The organism is Roseburia sp. OM02-15, from assembly GCF_003481835.1.
In the GTDB taxonomy this organism is placed as follows: Bacteria; Bacillota; Clostridia; order Lachnospirales; family Lachnospiraceae; genus Eubacterium_I; species Eubacterium_I ramulus_A.
Genome location: NZ_QULX01000007.1, coordinates 182,643 through 202,293 on the forward strand (window position 1 = coordinate 182,643; position 19,651 = coordinate 202,293).

Consider the following 19,651-nt stretch of genomic DNA (forward strand, 5'->3'; position numbering starts at 1 on the left):
ACCGTCATCCTTTGCTGATTTTAGAGATTGGAAAGGAGCGTGTGAGCATGCCGACAATAGATATTACCATGCGAAAAGGCTGCAGTGATCAGGCGATTGAAAACTGTCTGTTACAGATTCCGCAGGCTGCAGAGGATATTCTGGAAAATACAAAAAAACGGATGTTGAGAGTCAGTGTTTTCGAGGCGGAGCCGGAGATGAATTTTGAAAATGGGGAAGCAGTGGTGGATAAGATCAATCCGTCTGTTGTGTTTACCATCGGACCGGGCAGAAGTACGGAAGCGAAACAGAAATTTGCAACAAAGGTAACAGAGATCTTAAGTGAAAATCTTGGCTGTAAAAAGGAAGAAGTACGCATCTATATTTTATCCAGTGAAGGAAATCATTTTGCCATCGGCGGACGGCCGAAAGTATTCCAGAAGCTGCCGGAAGAGAAAAAGGAGGAAAAGTAAATGCCTGTACTTGCAACGATTCAGTATCCGAAAGGAAAAGACCCGAAACATGGAGATAATCTGACAAAATCCATCGCAGAAGTGCTGATGAAAGAGCTGGATGTGAAACCGGATCAGGTGCGCGTCATCGTCAGAGAAATCAATCCGAAGAGATTCAGCGCCGGTGGCGTGATGGGATATGAGCTGGAAGGCTTTGAACAGAAAGAAGATTAAGTGAGAAAATAAATTCAGAAAGTGCAGAGAGTAACATGAGAGAGAATATTGCAAAAAAGAGATTATATGCGGGTGAAACCCTGTATGGAATTTTCGCAAATGCGATCTCCCCGGAATTAATCGAGATTATGGGAATTACCGGGTTTGATTTTATCGTAGTGGACAGTGAACATTCTTCTTCTGGCCCGGAGACAAACCGTATCTTAAATATGGCGGGAGAGTGCCGCGGAGCGAGCATGTTTACACGTATTCCGAATAAATTGGATTCTACCGTTTTAAGACATTGCGATGCGGGAGCACAGGGACTTCTTGTACCGCAGGTGAACACAAAGGAAGAGGCGGAATCCATTGTACGGGCTGCCAAATATTATCCGGAAGGCATGCGTGGATTTACCATGCCACGCAACGCGGACTATGGTTTCTGCAAAGGGGATTATGTTGTACATAATAACGAAAATATGCTGATTGCCGTACAGTGCGAAAATGTAGCGGGTGTGCCAAACGTAGGCGAGATCGCAGCCGTAGATGGAGTCGATGTGATCTTTATCGGACCAATGGATCTGACAGAATCCATGGGAATTGTCGGACAGACACAGGATCCGCGTGTAAAAGAAGTTATTGACATTGTATTGGAAGAAACGAAAAAACATCATAAATATGCTGGCATTTTTGCCATGTCACCGGAACAGGCAAAAGAATATGCTAAGATGGGATTTCGCTATATTATCTGCTGTACGGACCTGATGCTGTTCGGACGTGCATGTGAGCAGACAGTAAAAGCATTGAAGGGAGAATGATCATGGGATTTAAATTATTACCGGAAGTTTTCTGGGGAGCGGGCAGTTTAAAACAGCTTGCAGATGTTTTAAGAAATATAAAAGCAGAGTATGTACTGGTTGTAACAGATCAGGGAATTGTAAAAGCAGGTATTGCGGATAAAGTCATTTCTGTTGCAAAAGAAGTGTGCAGCCGTACAGAGATCTTTGATCAGATCGAGCCGGATCCAAAAGATACCACAGTAGCAGCATGTGCTGCAAAATACAAAAACGACCGTCCGGATGCCATCGTCGCAGTCGGAGGCGGAAGCTGTATGGATTTTGGAAAAGCCGTAAATGTACTGTTATACAATGACGGAACGATTCAGGATTACAAAAACCAGTGGGATGCGATCCCAAATCTGACCGGAACATTAGTTACGATTCCGACAACAGCAGGAACAGGATCCGAATTAACGGATTTTGCCGTTATTTCTGATACTTCCACACAGCAGAAAGTCAATCTGATCGGAAAAAGTGTGGTAGCAACACAGGCAATCGTAGATCCGGAGCTGACTGTAGGTCTGCCGGCTGGTATCACAGCAGCTACCGGAATGGATGCACTGACCCATGCCATTGAATCTTATGCATGCAAGACACCAAATGATCTGTCCGATATGCTTTCCCTCAAAGCAGTGTCTTTGATATACAATAACCTTAAAACCTGTGTAGTAGATGACCCGACCAATATAGAAGCAAGAAGCGCTGTTATGATGGGAAGCATGCTGGCAGGATGCTCATTTGCAAATGCCCTGCTTGGTCTGGTACATGGTATCGCACATCCGCTGGGCGCTGTATGGCATGTACCACATGGTGTGGCAAACGCTTTTGGTCTTCCGTATGTACTGGAGTATGAGATTCCGTCTGAGGGAGAACGCATTATAAATGTCGGCAGAGCAATGGGACTTACAAAAGAGGACCTTCAGCCGGAAGATGTGATCACAGCGATCAAAGAACTGATGAAAGAGATCCATATTCCGATGATGTCCGAATATGGTGTCAAAGAGGAAGATTTAGACCGTCTGGCAGATCTTGCAATGCAGGAAATGGGTTATATCTGTAATCCGGTTCAGCCTTCCAAGGAAGAACTGGTTGAGATCCTGAAAAAAATGTACGTCAGAGCGTAAAAGGAGAAATATATGAACATACTGGTGATTGGGGGAACCGGATTTATCGGAGATCAGGCAGTAAGAATGCTGCTGGAACAGGGACATCGCGTAAAAGCGCTGGCCCTTCCGGAACTGCCGGTAGACTATGAACAGCCGGAAGGACTGGAATTGATCCAGAATGATATCAGCGGGTTATCAGAGGATGCACTGGCAGCGATACTTGTTGGATGTGATTCGCTGGTTTATGCGGCGGGAATTGACGAGAGAGTAGATGGCAAAGCGCCAATCTATGATCTGTATGAGATGCATAATGTAGAGATGGTAAAACGCATTCTGTGGGCGGCAAAAGCGGCAGATGTGAAAAAAACGGTGATCTGCGGCTCTTATTATACTTATTTTGAGAGAACGATGCCGGAACTGAAGCTGGCAAAATGGCATCCGTATGTGCGAAGTCTGGCAGAGCAGGAACGTGTCTGTCTGGCAGAAAATGAGCCTGGATTTTCCGTTATCGTTCTGGAATTTTCTCCAATCGTCGGTGTGCAGGAAGGACGAAAACCCTCCTGGTTTTATATGGTAGACAGCTTTTCCAATATGAAGAAAGAAATCGTGTATTCCGGTGGCGGCATCAGTCTGCTGACCAGACGTCAGGCCGGAGAAGCGATTGTCGGTGCGCTGGAAGGTGAGCTGGAAGGCGGCTGCTATCCGGTGGGCAAATATAATGAATCCTGGAGTCATATTACAGAAATTATGAGAGATGCATTGAATCTATCTGATCGTAAGATGCGTCTGATTCCGAAATTCATGTATACAGCCGGTGGAAAACGGTTGAAAAAAGTGCAGAGAAGAAACGGGTACGAGAGTGGATTTGATATGGTGAAATACACGGATATCCATTATCTGAACAAGTATCTGCCGGAAGAAACAACGGTTGATCTGCTTGGTATCACCGAAGATGATTATGAGGCAGAGATTCAGAATATTGTAACCTACAGTATGAAGCTGTTATCCCATAAAAAGAAAGCGATATAAAACATAATATATATAGATACAGGTAAGAAAAACCTCCATATGGATCACGAGAGACTGTGATTTCTGTGGAGGTTTTTGTATTGTGCAGAAAGACCGGTGTATGGTATACTGTGTTCCATGAAAGAAAAGGAAGAATTAAAGCGGCGGGTGCTGGATCTGGCAAACCGTTGTTATCAGCAAAATATTTATACGTTTTCCGGATTTTTAAATGTGGCAGAAGTGTCGGATGTGTATGCCATGGAGCGGGAACTTGACTTTGTGCCATGGAAATTGTTTGGAGGAACAGAAGGTTGTGAGCGGCAGATGCTGCGCTTTGGCTCAGAAGAAACGCTGGGATATGAGGAGGCATTTCCCATCAGTTGTGTTGTGATCCGACCTTCGGCACCGAAATTTGCGGAAGAGCTGACCCATCGGGATTTTTTGGGCGCATTGATGAATCTTGGAATAGAGCGGGATGTTCTGGGCGATATTATTGTCAGGGGTGCTGTTGGTTATGTTTTCTGCGAGGATGCGATGGCCGACTATCTGGAAAAAAACATCACACAGGTGCGGCACACGACCATGACGACGGAAGTGACGAAAGAATGTCCGGCGCAGGCGGCACCGCAGTTTGCGGAAGAAGAGTTTGTCGTCAGTTCCAATCGATGTGATGCTGTCGTTTCAAAAGCATACAGGCTGTCCCGGACGCAAAGTGCGGAATTATTCCGGGCAGGAAAAATATTTGTAAATGGAAGACAATATGACCGCAATAGTGGTATACTGAAAGCGCAGGATATTGTTTCGGTGCGTGGATTTGGCAAATTCGTATTTCGCGGATTTTTACAGGAGACGAAAAAAGGAAGGATTCGGGTCGGAATCGCGCGCTATATCTGATGAGAGATAACTGCCGCTGTTACAGGTGGCGGAAAACAAAATTAATATTGGAAAATATCGAAACAATCAGAATAATCAGGAATATTTAGGAAAATCAGGAAATTTATGAGTAAAGAAGAAAAGAAACAACAGAAGGCTCAGAAAAAGTTGCAGAAAGCAGAAGAAAAGCAACAGAAACGGGAAGCCAGATCTGTTTACAGGGAACAAAAAGGAAACAAGGACCGGGAGATCAAGTGGGGAAAACTGGACAATACCGCACATTTATTTCCGGTCATTGCCGGTGAAGGCATGACGAATGTCTACCGAGTGGCAATTATTTTAAAAGAAGAAATTCAGCAGGATTTGCTGCAACAGGCACTGGATATGGTGCTACCGAAGTTTTCCGTATTTAACTGCAGACTGCGACAAGGTATGTTCTGGTATTACTTTGAGGAAAACGGTAAAAAATCGCCGACGGTACATGAAGAACACACGTATCCATGCCGTTATATCGATGAGCATCGCAACCGCAGCTATCTGTTCCGGGTAACTTATTACGGCTGCCGGATTAATTTGGAGGTATTTCATTCCCTGACAGATGGCAATGGTGCATTAAATTTCTTAAAGGAGCTGACGTATCAGTATCTGCGTCTGTCCCATCCGGAGCTTGGAGAACAGTATGGAAACCGACTCCACAAGGACACTTCACTGAATACAGAAGACAGCTTTTTGCAGAATTACAGAAAGAGCCGTTTTGAAAAATCATATAAATCAGAAAAAGCCTATATATTAAAGGGCAGTATGTTCCCGGAAGGAAAAATGGGTATCATTCATGGCCATATGCCGGTGGATGCGGTAAAACGCGCGGCAAAAAAATACGATGCCACCATCAACGAATTTCTGGTAGCAGTGTTTATCTGGGCAATCTATCAGGAATATTTAAAGGGCATGCCGTCCAAACGGCCAATCACTACCAGTGTACCGGTCAACCTGCGGCCGTATTTTAATTCCGTAACGACGAAGAACTTTTTTGTTATGGTTACGGCAACCTTTCATCCGAAGACTGAAAATCAGCCTTTTGAGGATGTGATCGGAGAAGTGAAAGAATCGCTGCGGGAACAGATCACAAAAGAACATCTGGAAGAGATCTTTTCTTATAATGTAACCGGAGAGAAGACGATGATCCTTCGAACGATTCCGCTGGTATTCAAAAAACTTGGTATGAAATACATTTACAACATGGCGGCAAGTGCGAATACCGCGACCATCACAAATCTGGGCAACATTCAGGTGGCACCGGAATATGAGGATTACGTGGATCATTTCAGTGTCATCCTGTCGCGTTCCAAAGGACAGAACCTGAAGATGTGTCTGTGTTCTTATAAGGGCACGCTGACATCCACGATCTCATCCGTGATGAAGGATACGAAGCTGCAGAAAGCATTTTACCGTTATCTGGTGGCAAATGATATTCCGGTAACAATAGAAAGTAATGGTGTGTATTATGAATAAATGTTGGAACTGCGGAGTGGAATTTATCGATCCGACCAACGTATGTCCACTTTGCAAATGTATTACAGAACGGGATGATGCGGAGGAAGAGGAGTTCAAACCGACGTATCCGTTTCGTCCGGACAAGGAAATAAAGAAAATTCAGCTGGCAATGAGCATCTATACGCTGGCAGCAATTATTGCAGAAGCAATCCTGGTGATCATTGATTTTCATGTGGGAGACCGGATCGGCTGGTCTATCATGACCGGAGCCTGCATGGTGTATGCGTATATTACATTGAAATTTTCCATTCAAAAGCACAATGGATATCAGTTTAAGATACTAATGCAGACGCTGTTAGGTGTTGCTGTCGTCGTACTGATTGATTTTTTGACGGGATTTTCCGGATGGTCGGTAAACTATGTGTTGCCGGCGGCTTTTGTTCTGATCGATGCGACGGTAATTGTTCTGATGATCGTAAATAGCAGAAATTGGCAGAGTTATATTCCGATGCAGCTGTTGCTCATCGTGCTCTGCATCATTCCATATATTTTGCATCATTTTGGAATTTCCAGTGATAGTATTATGTGTCTGATCGCATTGTGTGTGGCGATCTTTGTATTTGCCGGCAGTGTGATCATTGGAGGCCGTCGGGCAATGGATGAGCTGTACCGTCGTTTCCATGTATAGTATATCAGATGGGAGCCAATCCCACATCTGATATAGCCTCCGGCAGGATTGCAGAGGTGCGCAGTTGAAGGATGTCAAGCAATTGCATGACGCGCACCTTGCAGCAAGAATACCGAGGCATTCTTGAATAAGAGAGCAAAAATAGGATTAATATAGGAGAGAAGTGAATGTTACAGACCGACAACAGTATTCGCGGAAAAGTAATGCGTGAATTGATCGCAAGGGTCGCATCCGACAACCTGATCGGAAGAAAGTTAAAAAGCGGCGAACTGCGCAAAAAGATGACAGAACCCGAGTGGAGAGTGCCGGAATTTTACAATCTGCGCGTGATTGAAGAGAAAAACTGCCGTCTGGAATTATTGGAGTGTGATATCAAAAATGAGCGCCTGGTGCTGCTTCAGCTGCACGGAGGCGGATATATCGGGGGAATGCGCAATGCGTACCGCAGTTTTGCGGGACTTTACAGTGAACTTGGCCGGGGCATGAGCGTCTTGACAGTGGATTACCGTGTGGCACCAGAGCATCCGTACCCGGCGGCTCTGGAGGATGCCATCACCGGTTATAACTGGCTGCTGCAGCAGGGCTGGCAGGAGCATGAGATTGTAGTCGCAGGAGATTCTGCCGGTGGTGGACTGGCGTTGGCACTTTGTATGTATCTGAAGAATCAGAACCGGAAGCTTCCGGCGGGACTTATCTGTATGTCTCCTTGGACGGATATGACGCAGTCCGGAGCGTCTTATGATTTTAATTATGAGCGGGATCCATTGTTTGGAAATACCAGAGACAGTCTGATTTACAGCAGGGACTATATTCAGGATGAAGATCCGACCAATCCGTATATTTCTCCTCTGTATGGTAATTTCAGTGGATTTCCGCCGATGTTGATCCAGGTGGGAAGTTATGAAATGCTGCTGAGTGATTCCGAACTTGTGGCAGAAAAGGCGAAACGTGCCGGCTGCAAAGTGCGTCTCAGTGTGTATGAGGGAATGTTTCATATTTTCCAGATGGCAATGCTGATGATTCCGGAATCCAAACATGCATGGCAGGAGATCGGGCGTTTCCTGGAGATTATCGAACATCATCTTCCGGCAGAGCATCTGGATGAGGAAGACAAAGAAATAGAGTCCAAATTTGGAGAAGTTGAATATGAATAAATTTACTGATTGCTGTCTGTGTCCGAGAAACTGTCATGTGGATCGGACACAGGGGAAAACAGGTTACTGTGGACAGACCGATCAGATACGCGCGGCACGGGCTGCATTGCATATGTGGGAGGAACCCTGCATATCCGGCGATGCAGGTTCCGGAGCCGTGTTTTTTTCAGGCTGTCCCTTAGGCTGCGTATTTTGCCAGAATCATTCCATTGCAGCAGGAAGATTGGGAAAAACAATCGCCACGGAGCGGCTGGCAGAGATATTTTTAGAACTTCAGGATCAGAAAGCATGGAATATTAATCTGGTGACGGCGGGGCATTTTGCGCCGCAGGTAGTCCGGGCGCTGGAGTTGGCAAAAGGACAGGGATTAAAACTTCCAATCGTGTACAATACTTCCGGATATGAAAAGGTAGAAACGTTGCGGATGTTTGAAGGCCTGGTGGATATTTATCTGCCGGATTTTAAATACCTGAGTGCGGAGCTTGCTGATGCTTATTCCCATGCGGCAGATTATCCGCAGGTAGCAAAACTGGCGTTGCAGGAGATGGTGCGGCAGGTGGGAAGTGCTCAGTTTGAAATTGTATCCGGGGAAAATTCCGGGAGGGTTACGGATGAGCTGCTCACAGACGTGGATTATGGAGACGGTGAACTGGAACGGATGTTGCAGGGCGTGGTAGTTCGGCATCTGGTGCTTCCGGGGTATGTAGAAGAATCTAAAAATGTGATTCGTTATCTATATGAGACATATGGAAATCAGATTTATATCAGTATTATGAACCAGTATACGCCGATGTCCGGAATTGAAGTACAGTATCCGGAACTTGGAAGAAAGATTACATTGCGAGAATACGACGAAGTCGTGGATTATGCAATTGAAAGCGGTGTGGAAAATGGATTTATTCAGGAGGGGGAGACAGCGGAAGAAAGTTTTATACCGGAATTTGATACTTCTGGAGTGTAGTTGGTTCGGATAATGATAAGGTTTGAATTTTAGGTAGTGAAGGCGCCAGACATCAATCTTACCTCTGCAGCTGATAATCGCATGCCGAGGAAAGATTGCCTGTCTGGCGCCATATACGTTTTGCCAATTACTAATTTTATACTACAATATTTTGTATTGTAAAAAATAGCCAGAATGACTCGGCTTTGAAAGTTTCCGAGTGTACGTTGTAAATAAAGGGAGAAGAAAAACTTCCCTTGGCAAGCGATTGTCAGCTGCAAAGGGAAATTTTCTTCTCTCTTATTCAATATCGTAAATTTAATTCACAAAATAATTTTTTCCTACTGAGCGGCAGTCGTAGTTGTCGCAGCCCCATCATCTGTGGTCTGCTCATCTGGCGGAATGACTACCGGCACACCCAGATCATCTCCGGAAGTATCCGGAACTTCCACATTATCTGCATCATGCTCATTGAAATCAGCCGGTGCATTAAATGTGATCGTATTGGAACTGCGGAAGATCGTATTGCTTGATCCAACCTGATTTACAACGATCTGTGAGCCGGCTTTTAAGTCTGCCATGGAAATCTCCAGACAGTTTCCGGAAATATATTCCGTAGAGACTTTTTCACCATCGATATAAACCTTACTCCAAGGAGTGAAGTTTTTACCAAACAGTGTCAATTTTGTCTCATCCGTATTCATGGAAGTGTGATCGATCACAACGTCCTGAACACCCATTACAAGGTCAGATGCCGGATATTTATCTACACCATGGTAGGAGTAGCGGTCTCCGTAAAGCAGATCATACTGCAGTAATTTCCAGTTTGTGAGGTAAGAAGCATCGTCAGTAGATACGCCTGCATTCATCTCAGACTGATGATAACGGAACATGGTTCCTTCGTGAATACCAAGCTGATCTGTGATATAAGACATCAACTGGTAAGCTGCCACGTCTTTATCCTGTTTTTCCAGACCAAAGTTGTTCCATGTCACGTATGTAGTGTCATACAGGTTTCCGGTATTCATATCGGAATCTTCCAGACCAAGAGTTGGAAGGTGATCGCCGTACATAACAACGATTGTTTTCTCATCACGTTTGGATAAAGTATCGATCAGGTTTTCAATAAATTTGTCAACTTCGTGAAGTTCGTTGATGTAGTACTCCCACTGATAATGCTCAGCTTCGGTATCACCACCGGTTACCTGAATTTCCGGATTTTCAAATACTTTGTAATCCGGGTAGCTTCCGTGGCTCTGTACGGTAATGGTGTACAGGAAATCGGACTGGTTAGGAGTAGAATCCAGAGTCTTTGTTGTCTCGTCGATCAGAATGTTATCTGTCGGCCAGGAAGCAATTTCGTTATATTCTGTAATGTTCATCAGCTCTTTGCTGGTGAAGGTATCAAATCCCATCTGGGAGAAAACGGTTGCACGTCCGTAGAAGTTACCACCGTTGTTGTGAAGTGCGTGTGTTGCGTATCCGAGATCACCAAGGACGTCAGCAGCACTTTCACAGGAAGTATCTTTTAAAACCGTTTTGTATGGGTATTCACCCAGACCGAAGAAACGAATGCCCATTCCTGTCAGAACCTCGAACTCTGTGTTTGCAGTTCCTGCACCGACAACCGGAACGGTAAGATATCCGGAAGTGTAGTTCTGCATTAATTTATGAAAATTCGGGATCGGGTCTTCAGAGTAACTTAAAAAGTTTAATTCGTACGGATCAATGAATGTCTCAAGCTGTACGAAAATGATATTTGGCATATCGGAAGAATCGACCGTTGTCTGAGCAGTTTTTACATTGTCATTGATCGTGTCGATGGTCTCTTCATTATAGTTAGCCGGTTTACTCATACCAGTGTCTACCACGCTGGCGGAGAAACTGTATACAAAACCGTAGTCCTTATATCCCTGAGCCAGATTTCCGAAGTATCCGGAAAGAATATCGGAATGGATAGCAGCTTTTGTGATAAAAGGAATCGTTGCTACACAGAGCACCAGTAAACCAAGGTTACGGAACAGGTGAACTCTTTCTTTGAATTTCGGTCCCTTGAATGCAAAAACGATCAGGAACGCTGCAAGTGCGATCAGCAGAGCGATAACTGCGATCTCCTGTCCGGCGGACAGATATTTGCTGTTTTTCATGGAGAGCAGGTCTCCGATCAGTTTCAGGTCTGCAAAGTTAAACGGTGTGACACGGGATGCAAGTACGCAGCCGTTGATGACACCGAGCAGCATCCAGAATACGGATATCACGATACGGACCAGTGCACGATGTTTGAACAGGTACACGATCAGCAGCGTTGCAAAAATCAGTAGCGCATTGTAAAGGAATGTCAGCGGGGAGCTGATGCAGAAGCTTACTGCTGAGGTAAAGGAATGTCTGGATACCCATTCAATCGCAAAAACCAGGATGCATGCCAGCAGTCCGTGGAACAGTAAAGAAAATTTGTTCATAAATTTTACTTTTGGACTGTCAGACAGATCCGGAAAATTGAAACTTTTCAGAAAACTGAAAAATCCATGTCGTCTTTTGGTGTTGTTGTTACCGATGATGATCGGTTTTTCTTTTCTTTCTTTTCTAAATGATTTCATATAAACTCCTTCTCTCAAAACGTACTACGAAAGATATAAACTTTACTATTAAGTTAAAAGAATTTTACATAACCGTACAGATATTAGTCCCAATTTTACAAAAAGTCAATTAAAAAAGTATAAAATGCACGATATGAACAAAAAAAATTCATATAGTCATTTTCTTTTGTAGAATAATACAGCAGAATTGTCTGTTTATGCTATTTATTTTAAGGAACGTTCCTATTTGTATTGGAACGTGCTTTATGAGTTACTAAATAAGCAGTAAACAGATTTTTATCTTATTTTTTGGGTATTATAAATTATATAATAAGGAAACTTTTGGAAGAAAAAGTAAATAATTTCTTAAGATGTCAGATAATGAATGGAATGAAAAATAAAATTTGGGTTGTATTTATGAAAAAAGATAATGCTTTTCACATGAAATTTACAGAAAAAGATACCATTATTGTATGATTAAGGCTTGCAAACCGAAAAATGTTGTGCTAAGATACAAAATCATGAGCAAATGCGTAGAAGGAGACTCTTGTCTTCAGAAACCGACAGGAATACGGCGTCACCGACTGAGAACGCTGTTTGGCGGAGGAGATGAAGGGAACACTCTGGAGCAGACAGATTGAACGAGAAATTCAGTAGGTCTGTACGGATCGCACACGTTACGTGCCTGAGTGGGGAAAGACACAGATCATGAGTGTTTTGTAGTATTGTTTTTCTCAATGCGGGTGGTACCGCGGAATAATATAAAAGAACATTATTTCGTCCTGGGATACAAAGACGTATCCTTAGGGCGATTTTTGCTTTTTTGGGAGTTTGTTCCGTCCCGCACCTTACAACATTTTATGCAAAAGGAGTGTACGAAACAATGAAAATGATGACCGGTGTAATGCCAAAAGAGACCATGGAAATCAGCGAAATCCTGGCGTCTGACCTGTATGGGCAGACGATCAGCGTCAACGGAGCCGTTCATACGGTGCGTGACATGGGCGAAGTCGCCTTTGTAGTCCTTAGAAAAAGAGAAGGTCTGCTGCAGTGCGTATATGAAGAAGGCGTGACTGCCATTGACCTGAAGGAACTCAAAGAAGGTGCAGCTATCGAGGTGAGCGGTGTATTAAATAAGGAAGATCGCGCGCCGGGAGGATTCGAGATCCGCATGAAAGAGGTCAAAATCCTTTCCGAGCCGACAGAAAGCCTGCCGCTTCCAATTGCGAAATGGAAGATGAATACTTCCCTGGAAGCCAAATTAAATCACCGCGCCGTAGCTCTGAGAAATATCAGAGAGCGTGCTACCTTTCGGATTCAGGAAGGCATCGTAAGAGGCTTCCGTGATTTCCTCTATAGTCAGGGATTTACAGAGATCCACACACCAAAGCTTGGCGCAAAAAGTGCCGAGGGCGGAGCCAACCTGTTTAAGCTGGAGTATTTCCACAGACCTGCGATCTTACAGCAGAGTCCACAGTTTTACAAACAGATGATGGTGGGCGTGTTTGACAGAGTCTTTGAGACAGCACCGGTTTTTCGTGCGGAAAAACATAACACAAAACGCCATTTGAACGAATATAACAGTCTGGATTTTGAGATGGGTTACATTGACGGATTCGAAGATATCATGGCGATGGAGACCGGATTTTTGCAGTATACCATGGAACTGCTGAAAAAAGACTATGCGAAAGAGTTAGATATTTTGCAGATCGAGCTTCCGGATGTAAGCCAGATTCCGGCGATCCGTTTCGATGAGGCAAAACAGTGCGTGGCTGAAAAATATGACAGACAGTTCCGTAATCCATACGATCTGGAGCCGGAGGAGGAGCATCTGATCGGTCAGTATGCAAAAGAAGAATTCGGCAGTGATTTTGTATTTGTCACACATTATCCGTCCAAGAAACGTCCGTTTTATGCGATGGATGATCCGGCAGATTCGACCTACACCTTAAGTTTTGACCTGCTTTACAAAGGTCTGGAGATTACAACCGGTGGACAGCGTATTCATCAGTATGATAAATTAATGGAAAAGATCGCCCAGCGTGGCATGGAGACAGAGGGCATGGAGCATTACCTGTCCGCGTTCAAATACGGTATGCCGCCACATGGTGGACTTGGTATCGGTATGGAGCGTCTGACCATGCAGCTGATCGGAGAAGATAACGTCCGGGAAGCAACCATGTTCCCGAGAGACCTGAGCAGATTAGAGCCATAGGAGGAGAAAAAACGTGAGACATACAGGAACACAGACAATAGCAACAGAACGCCTGACTTTACGGCGTTTTACGATAGAAGATGCAGAAAATATGTATTACAACTGGGCGAGCGACCCGGAAGTGACAAAATATCTGACCTGGCAGCCACACAAAAGTGTGGAAGAGACCACAGAGATTCTGCAGCAGTGGGAAGAAGATTACAGCAAAAATGATTTTTATCAGTGGGCCATCGAGGTAAATGACATCGAGCAGCCAATCGGAAGCATCAACGTGGTATCGCTGAATGAAGATGTACAGAGTGCAGAAATTGGTTACTGCATCGGAAAATCCTGGTGGCATCAGGGCTACACCACGGAGGCAGTGGAGGCAGTCATCCGTTTTCTGATGGCAGAAGTCGGAGCCGGACGTGTCTGGGCACAGCATGATGTGGCAAATCCAAATTCCGGTGAAGTGATGAAAAAAGCCGGCATGGATTACGAAGGAACCCTGCGTCAGTCCGCAAAGAATAATCAGGGCATCGTGGATTCCGCTGTTTATGCAAAAATCAGCCATGTAGCACTGGACGAAGAACCGGAAGAAGAGGAGCAGACCAGTGGTGCATCTGTCACAAAAGTGATGGCAGAGGACGGAACCATGAAAAATGTCATTTCCGATGACACCATGGAATATGTCGGCATTCTGGCAAAACTGGAGTTGAGTCCGGAAGAGGCAGAAGCAGCAAAAAAAGACATGGAAGATATGTTGGATTACATTGATCTCTTAAACGAGCTTGACACCACAGGCATTGAGCCAATGTCCCATGTATTTCCGATTGAAAATGTATTCCGCGAGGATGTTGTGACAAACGGAGACGGCAGTGAAGCGACACTGAAGAATGCTCCGGAGCAGAAAGATGGCGGATTCAAAGTACCGAAGACAATCGGCGAATAAGAACGGAGGACATGGAAATGAGTTTGATGAGTTTGACAGCTGTAGAGCTGGGAAAAAAGATAAAAGCAAAAGAAGTGACCGTGGAAGCTGCCGTTCGGGAAGCTCTGAATGCGGTACACGCAAAAGAAGAACAGGTACACAGTTTTGTGACCGTAGATGAGGAAGGCGCCCTTGCCCGTGCGAAGGAAGTACAGGCAAAAATCGATGCAGGAGAGCTGACCGGCCCGCTGGTGGGTGTCCCGGTAGCTATCAAGGACAATATGTGTACGGAAGGCCTTTTGACCACCTGTTCCTCAAAAATTTTATATAACTTTATACCGACCTATACGGCAGAAGCAGTGAAAAAACTGGAGGAAGCCGGAGCGGTCATTATCGGAAAAACAAATATGGATGAGTTTGCCATGGGAAGTACCACAGAGACTTCCGCTTACGGCGAGACAAAAAATCCATGGAATACAGAGCATGTTCCGGGAGGATCTTCCGGCGGTTCCTGCGCAGCAGTGGCAGCCGAGGAGTGTTCCTTTGCTCTTGGTTCTGACACCGGCGGTTCCATCCGTCAGCCGAGTTCTTTCTGCGGCGTAACCGGTATCAAACCGACATACGGAACAGTTTCCCGTTATGGACTGATCGCCTATGGTTCTTCTCTGGATCAGATCGGACCGGTGGCAAAAGATGTGACCGATTGCGCAACGATTCTGGAAGCAATCACTTCCTATGATAAAAAGGATTCTACTTCCGTAAAAAGAGATGATACCGATTTTACTTCTGCACTGGTGGACGATGTCAAAGGCATGCGTATCGGTATCCCGAAAGATTATTTTGGGGAAGGTTTAAATCCGGAAGTAAAGGATGCAGTACTGGCAGCAGCAAAAGTACTGGAAGAAAAAGGTGCCATTGTAGAAGAATTTGACCTTGGACTTGTAAAATATGCGATTCCGGCGTATTACGTTATCGCCTGCGCAGAAGCAAGCTCTAACCTGGCACGTTTTGATGGCGTAAAATACGGTTATCGTACCAAAGAATACGAAGGCCTTCACAACATGTATAAAAAATCCCGTTCCGAAGGATTTGGTCCAGAGGTAAAACGAAGAATCATGCTTGGCTCTTTCGTTTTAAGTTCCGGATATTATGACGCGTATTATCTGAAAGCACTGCGTGTTAAAGCGTTAATTAAAAAAGCCTTTGACGATGCATTTGCAAAATATGACATGATCCTTGGACCGGCAGCACCGACCACGGCACCAAAGCTTGGCGAGAGCCTGCAGGATCCGATCAGCATGTATCTTGGCGATATTTACACAATTTCCGTCAACCTTGCGGGACTTCCGGGCATTTCCCTTCCGTGTGGCACGGACAGTCAGGGACTGCCGATCGGTTTACAGTTGATAGGAGACTGTTTCCAAGAGAAAAAAATTATTCAGGCAGCATACAGTTTTGAGCAGACACGTCCATATCAGCACAGCCCGCTGAGTCTGGCGTAGGAAGGAGGAGAAGATAATGAGTAAGAATTATGAAACAGTCATCGGACTGGAAGTGCATGTAGAGCTTGCAACCAAAACAAAAATCTTCTGTTCCTGTTCCACAGAGTTCGGAGGAAAACCAAACACACACACCTGCCCGGTTTGTACCGGTATGCCGGGTTCCCTTCCGGTGTTGAATAAACAGGTGGTAGAATATGCCATGGCAGTTGGTCTGGCTACAAACTGCAGCATTACCCGATACAGTAAATTCGACCGGAAAAACTATTTTTACCCGGATAACCCACAGAACTACCAGATCTCACAGTTATATCTGCCGATCTGCCGAAATGGTTATGTGGAGATTGATACACCGGCGGGCAAAAAACAGGTGCGCATCCATGAGATCCATATGGAGGAAGATGCTGGTAAACTGGTGCACGACGAGTGGGAGGACGTATCCATCGTGGATTACAACCGTTCCGGTGTGCCGCTGATTGAGATCGTATCTGAGCCAGATATGCGTTCCGCAGATGAGGTGATCGCTTATCTGGAGACACTGCGCCAGACCATTCAGTATCTGGGGGCATCCGACTGTAAATTAAACGAAGGTTCCATGCGTGCCGATGTCAACCTGTCTGTGCGTGAGGTCGGTTCACCGAAATTTGGAACCCGTACCGAGATGAAAAACCTGAACTCCTTCAAGGCGATCGCACATGCTATCGAGGGTGAGCGTGAGCGTCAGATCGAGCTTCTTGAAATGGAAAGAAAAGTTGTGCAGGAAACCCGTCGTTGGGATGACAATAAGGAATCTTCTCATGCAATGCGTTCCAAAGAGGATGCGCAGGATTACCGTTACTTCCCGGAACCGGATCTGGCACCAATCGTCATTTCCGAGGAGTGGATTAATGAGATCCGAAGCCGTCAGCCGGAACTGCGTCCGCAGAAGCTGGAGCGTTACCACAGAGAGTACGATATTCCGGATTACGATGCAGAGATCATCACCGGAACAAAGCATATGGCAGATCTTTTTGAGGAGACTACAAAAATCTGTGGCAAGCCGAAAAAAGTATCCAACTGGCTCATGGGTGAGACCATGCGTCTGTTAAAAGAGAACAGCATGGAAGCAGAGGAAATCTGTTTTGCACCGGAGCATCTGGCTGCATTGATCGAGCTGGTAGATGCGGGTACTATCAATGGTTCCGTGGCAAAAGAAGTATTCGAGGAGATGTTTAAATCAGACGTTGATCCGGAGAAATATGTCGAAGAAAAAGGTTTGAAAGTGGTCAATGACGAGGGGGCTCTGAGAGAGACCATTGAAAAAGTCATTGCGGAGAATCCGCAGTCGGTGGAAGATTACCATAATGGTAAAAAGAAGGCTATGGGATTTCTTGTTGGACAGACCATGAAGGCGATGAAAGGAAAAGCAAATCCGGCTATGGTGAATGCGATTTTGCAGGAACTTCTTGCTTAGGGATTCTTGTTTAGGGATGACTTAAAAATTTAACCGAATCAAGTAAGTCCCCTGCTTCAATTGCGAAAAGCAATAAGCAGTGGGTGGGGACTTGCTTGTATCAGGAGGAGTGCAAGCTCCTTCTGATAAACTGCGGAGCAGTTATTCGGTTATGAGCAAGTAGCGAAGCGGATTGCGAATATCCGCTTGACTGATTTAGGTTATGATAGGACCTCCTGGAATTTTGTCTCAGTCGCTAACAATCGCTCCTTGAGAAAAAATTCCAGGAGGTCTTAATTCAGTTTGTGAATTTAGCGAAACGTATATGGCGCCAGGCAGGCACTCTTTCCTCTGTAAGCGATTGTTAGCGGCAGAGGTAAGAGTGCCTGCCTGGCGCCTTCACTAACTAAAATTATAAATCACACAATTACCCGAAACATAAACCTTTTATTAAATGAGGTAAGTACAGTTGAAAATAACCGTCAATCTATGGTAAGATAAAAAAGTCTCAACGGCATTTTTGAGGAAAATACAGACGAATGGAGAAATTTTTATGATAGATAACGATTACAGAGAAGTAGATACAGACGAAAAAGACGAGGCTGTATCTGAGAAAAACGAGACAACCGAGACTCCGGTAGAGACCGGTGAGGTAGTGACAGACGATCACGCAGAGGAGCATGAAAAATCCGATGATTTTGACGAGTTCTGTGCAATGTGCAGACGTCCGGCAAGCAAAGCTGGCAAACTGATCCATGTGGCTCCGAATATGGCAATCTGTCAGGATTGTATGCAGAAGACCTTTGATACCATGGGACAGATGCCGGGAATCCCGGGACTGGGTGACATTAATATCGGAGATATGCTTTCCAGCGGAAAGATGCCGAACATTCAGTTTGTAAATATGTCTGACCTGCCGTTTGGCAATCAGCAGAAAGTAAAGAAGAAAAAACCGAAAGAGAAAAAGAAAGAAGAGCCGGATTTAGATATCCGTAAAATTCCTGCACCACACAAGATTAAAGCAAGTCTGGATGATTATGTAGTTGGTCAGGATTATGCGAAAAAAGTGATGTCAGTAGCTGTTTACAATCATTACAAACGTGTGGCAGCAGGTGCTGAAGCAAATGCAGATGGTGTCGAGATTGAAAAATCCAACATGCTGATGGTTGGACCGACCGGTTGCGGTAAGACTTATCTGGTAAAAACACTGGCAAAACTTTTGGATGTGCCGCTTGCTATCGCAGATGCAACTTCCCTGACAGAAGCTGGTTACATAGGCGATGATATTGAAAGTGTACTGTCCAAACTACTGACAGCAGCAGATAACGACGTGGAAAAAGCAGAGCGCGGCATCGTGTTTATCGACGAAATTGACAAACTTGCCAAGAAGAAAAATGCGACACAGCGTGATGTCAGCGGTGAATCCGTACAGCAGGGAATGTTGAAACTGTTAGAAGGCGCGGAAGTAGAAGTGCCGATCGGAGCAACCAGTAAAAATGCCATGGTTCCGATGACAACCATTGATACCTCAAATATTTTATTTATCTGCGGTGGTGCGTTCCCGGGACTGGAGGACATCATCAAAGAGCGTTTGAATGAACATGCGTCCATCGGTTTTCAGGCAGATCTGAAGGATAAATATGATAAAGAAGAAAATCTGCTTCGTCAGGTGACCACAGAGGATATCCGTAAATTTGGTATGATCCCGGAGTTTATCGGACGTCTGCCGATTCTGTTTTCACTGGATGCATTGTCTGAGGATATGCTGGTACAGATTCTGAAAGAGCCGAAAAACGCGATCATTAAGCAGTATCAGAAATTGCTGGCTATGGATGAAGTAAAACTGGAGTTTGACGATGGTGCATTACGTGCCATTGCAAAATGTGCCAAAGAGAAAAACGTGGGAGCTCGTGCACTGCGTTCCATCATTGAGGAATTTATGCTGGATATCATGTATGAGATTCCGAAAGATGACAATATAGGTGCTGTTACCATTACAGAGGCATATATTGAAAAGACAGGCGGTCCACTGATTCAGATGCGTGGAACACCGGAGCTGGAAGATAAATCTGGAACAAACTAGGAAATTAAGGTAATGATACATAATAATCTTGATTAACTGAGTGTTAAGAGAGGAATGCTTCTTGAATTTGACACAAGAAAGTTCTTATTTGTATATTTCATCTCAGTCTGAGTTGAGACTCCCACTTCTGCAAGGACGCCACTGAAAAAGTGGTCGTAAAATCATATATCTGATATAATTAAGGTATCAT

The 19,651-nt window shown here is 44.8% G+C and carries 16 protein-coding genes and 1 pseudogene; 16 read left to right on the top strand and 1 reads right to left on the bottom strand.

Annotated elements, in window-relative coordinates:
- Positions 1–47: 47 nt before the first annotated feature.
- The 10 genes from DXB15_RS09075 (at position 48) to DXB15_RS09120 (ending at position 8,767) form a co-directional block, all read left to right on the top strand.
- Positions 48–452: a tautomerase family protein gene (locus tag DXB15_RS09075; RefSeq protein ID WP_158582231.1), complete on the top strand. Its 405-nt coding sequence runs from the start codon at positions 48–50 to the stop codon at positions 450–452.
- Positions 453–665, top strand: coding sequence for a tautomerase family protein (locus DXB15_RS09080; protein ID WP_118702760.1), 213 nt, complete (start codon positions 453–455; stop codon positions 663–665). It abuts the gene before it with no gap.
- A gap of 35 nt (positions 666–700) precedes the next feature.
- Positions 701–1,462: an HpcH/HpaI aldolase family protein gene (locus DXB15_RS09085; RefSeq protein WP_118702761.1), complete on the top strand. Its 762-nt coding sequence runs from the start codon at positions 701–703 to the stop codon at positions 1,460–1,462.
- 2 nt (positions 1,463–1,464) lie between these two features.
- A complete protein-coding gene (locus DXB15_RS09090) occupies positions 1,465–2,607 on the top strand; it encodes an iron-containing alcohol dehydrogenase family protein (protein ID WP_158582232.1) in 1,143 nt (380 codons plus the stop codon).
- Positions 2,608–2,619: 12 nt separating this feature from the next.
- Positions 2,620–3,618: an NAD-dependent epimerase/dehydratase family protein gene (locus DXB15_RS09095; RefSeq protein WP_118702763.1), complete on the top strand. Its 999-nt coding sequence runs from the start codon at positions 2,620–2,622 to the stop codon at positions 3,616–3,618.
- A gap of 75 nt (positions 3,619–3,693) precedes the next feature.
- Positions 3,694–4,491 carry a YlmH/Sll1252 family protein gene (locus tag DXB15_RS09100; protein WP_243115619.1) on the top strand — a complete coding sequence of 266 codons (798 nt, stop codon included), beginning with the start codon at positions 3,694–3,696 and terminating at the stop codon, positions 4,489–4,491.
- Between the two features lie 105 nt (positions 4,492–4,596).
- Positions 4,597–5,982, top strand: a complete 1,386-nt coding sequence (locus DXB15_RS09105; protein ID WP_118702764.1) for a hypothetical protein — start codon at positions 4,597–4,599, stop codon at positions 5,980–5,982.
- Positions 5,975–6,652 carry a DUF6320 domain-containing protein gene (locus DXB15_RS16830; protein WP_146190242.1) on the top strand — a complete coding sequence of 226 codons (678 nt, stop codon included), beginning with the start codon at positions 5,975–5,977 and terminating at the stop codon, positions 6,650–6,652. The genes DXB15_RS09105 and DXB15_RS16830 overlap by 8 nt, the downstream gene beginning before the upstream one ends.
- A gap of 167 nt (positions 6,653–6,819) precedes the next feature.
- A complete protein-coding gene (locus DXB15_RS09115; protein ID WP_109216786.1) occupies positions 6,820–7,806 on the top strand; it encodes an alpha/beta hydrolase in 987 nt (328 codons plus the stop codon).
- Complete coding sequence (locus tag DXB15_RS09120; RefSeq protein WP_118702765.1) at positions 7,799–8,767, top strand: radical SAM protein; 969 nt, start codon at positions 7,799–7,801, stop codon at positions 8,765–8,767. Before DXB15_RS09115 ends, DXB15_RS09120 begins: the two co-directional genes overlap by 8 nt.
- Positions 8,768–9,087: 320 nt before the next feature.
- On the opposite strand, the gene DXB15_RS09125 is transcribed toward DXB15_RS09120, so the two are convergent.
- A complete protein-coding gene (locus DXB15_RS09125; protein ID WP_118702766.1) occupies positions 9,088–11,343 on the bottom strand; it encodes an LTA synthase family protein in 2,256 nt (751 codons plus the stop codon).
- Between the two features lie 862 nt (positions 11,344–12,205).
- On the opposite strand from DXB15_RS09125, the gene aspS reads away from it, so the two are divergent.
- The 6 genes and pseudogenes from aspS to clpX all read left to right on the top strand — a co-directional run bounded on the left by aspS (position 12,206) and on the right by clpX (position 19,461).
- Complete coding sequence (gene aspS, locus DXB15_RS09130) at positions 12,206–13,537, top strand: aspartate--tRNA(Asn) ligase (protein WP_118702767.1); 1,332 nt, start codon at positions 12,206–12,208, stop codon at positions 13,535–13,537.
- Positions 13,538–13,550: 13 nt separating this feature from the next.
- Positions 13,551–13,997: pseudogene (locus tag DXB15_RS17710) on the top strand (GNAT family N-acetyltransferase); the annotation flags it as partial.
- 174 nt (positions 13,998–14,171) lie between these two features.
- Complete coding sequence (gene gatC, locus DXB15_RS17715; RefSeq protein ID WP_333491588.1) at positions 14,172–14,468, top strand: Asp-tRNA(Asn)/Glu-tRNA(Gln) amidotransferase subunit GatC; 297 nt, start codon at positions 14,172–14,174, stop codon at positions 14,466–14,468.
- 17 nt (positions 14,469–14,485) lie between these two features.
- Entirely contained in the window at positions 14,486–15,949 is a 1,464-nt protein-coding gene (gatA, locus tag DXB15_RS09140; protein ID WP_118702769.1) for an Asp-tRNA(Asn)/Glu-tRNA(Gln) amidotransferase subunit GatA, read from the top strand.
- 16 nt (positions 15,950–15,965) lie between these two features.
- Entirely contained in the window at positions 15,966–17,399 is a 1,434-nt protein-coding gene (gene gatB, locus DXB15_RS09145) for an Asp-tRNA(Asn)/Glu-tRNA(Gln) amidotransferase subunit GatB (RefSeq protein ID WP_118702770.1), read from the top strand.
- A 532-nt stretch (positions 17,400–17,931) separates the two neighbouring features.
- A complete protein-coding gene (gene clpX, locus DXB15_RS09150) occupies positions 17,932–19,461 on the top strand; it encodes an ATP-dependent Clp protease ATP-binding subunit ClpX (protein ID WP_118702771.1) in 1,530 nt (509 codons plus the stop codon).
- The last annotated feature ends 190 nt before the right edge of the window (positions 19,462–19,651 follow it).

Bases quoted from the DNA above. Each gene is read 5' to 3' on its own strand.
- DXB15_RS09125 (WP_118702766.1), bottom strand. From the start codon at position 11,343: ATGAAATCATTTAGAAAAGAAAGAAAAGAAAAACCGATCATCATCGGT.
- DXB15_RS16830 (WP_146190242.1), top strand. From the start codon at position 5,975: ATGAATAAATGTTGGAACTGCGGAGTGGAATTTATCGATCCGACCAAC.
- DXB15_RS09090 (WP_158582232.1), top strand. From the start codon at position 1,465: ATGGGATTTAAATTATTACCGGAAGTTTTCTGGGGAGCGGGCAGTTTA.
- DXB15_RS09075 (WP_158582231.1), top strand. From the start codon at position 48: ATGCCGACAATAGATATTACCATGCGAAAAGGCTGCAGTGATCAGGCG.
- DXB15_RS09085 (WP_118702761.1), top strand. From the start codon at position 701: ATGAGAGAGAATATTGCAAAAAAGAGATTATATGCGGGTGAAACCCTG.
- gatC (WP_333491588.1), top strand. From the start codon at position 14,172: ATGAAAAATGTCATTTCCGATGACACCATGGAATATGTCGGCATTCTG.
- DXB15_RS09115 (WP_109216786.1), top strand. From the start codon at position 6,820: ATGTTACAGACCGACAACAGTATTCGCGGAAAAGTAATGCGTGAATTG.
- DXB15_RS09080 (WP_118702760.1), top strand. From the start codon at position 453: ATGCCTGTACTTGCAACGATTCAGTATCCGAAAGGAAAAGACCCGAAA.
- DXB15_RS09120 (WP_118702765.1), top strand. From the start codon at position 7,799: ATGAATAAATTTACTGATTGCTGTCTGTGTCCGAGAAACTGTCATGTG.
- aspS (WP_118702767.1), top strand. From the start codon at position 12,206: ATGAAAATGATGACCGGTGTAATGCCAAAAGAGACCATGGAAATCAGC.
- DXB15_RS09105 (WP_118702764.1), top strand. From the start codon at position 4,597: ATGAGTAAAGAAGAAAAGAAACAACAGAAGGCTCAGAAAAAGTTGCAG.
- gatB (WP_118702770.1), top strand. From the start codon at position 15,966: ATGAGTAAGAATTATGAAACAGTCATCGGACTGGAAGTGCATGTAGAG.
- DXB15_RS09095 (WP_118702763.1), top strand. From the start codon at position 2,620: ATGAACATACTGGTGATTGGGGGAACCGGATTTATCGGAGATCAGGCA.
- gatA (WP_118702769.1), top strand. From the start codon at position 14,486: ATGAGTTTGATGAGTTTGACAGCTGTAGAGCTGGGAAAAAAGATAAAA.
- clpX (WP_118702771.1), top strand. From the start codon at position 17,932: ATGATAGATAACGATTACAGAGAAGTAGATACAGACGAAAAAGACGAG.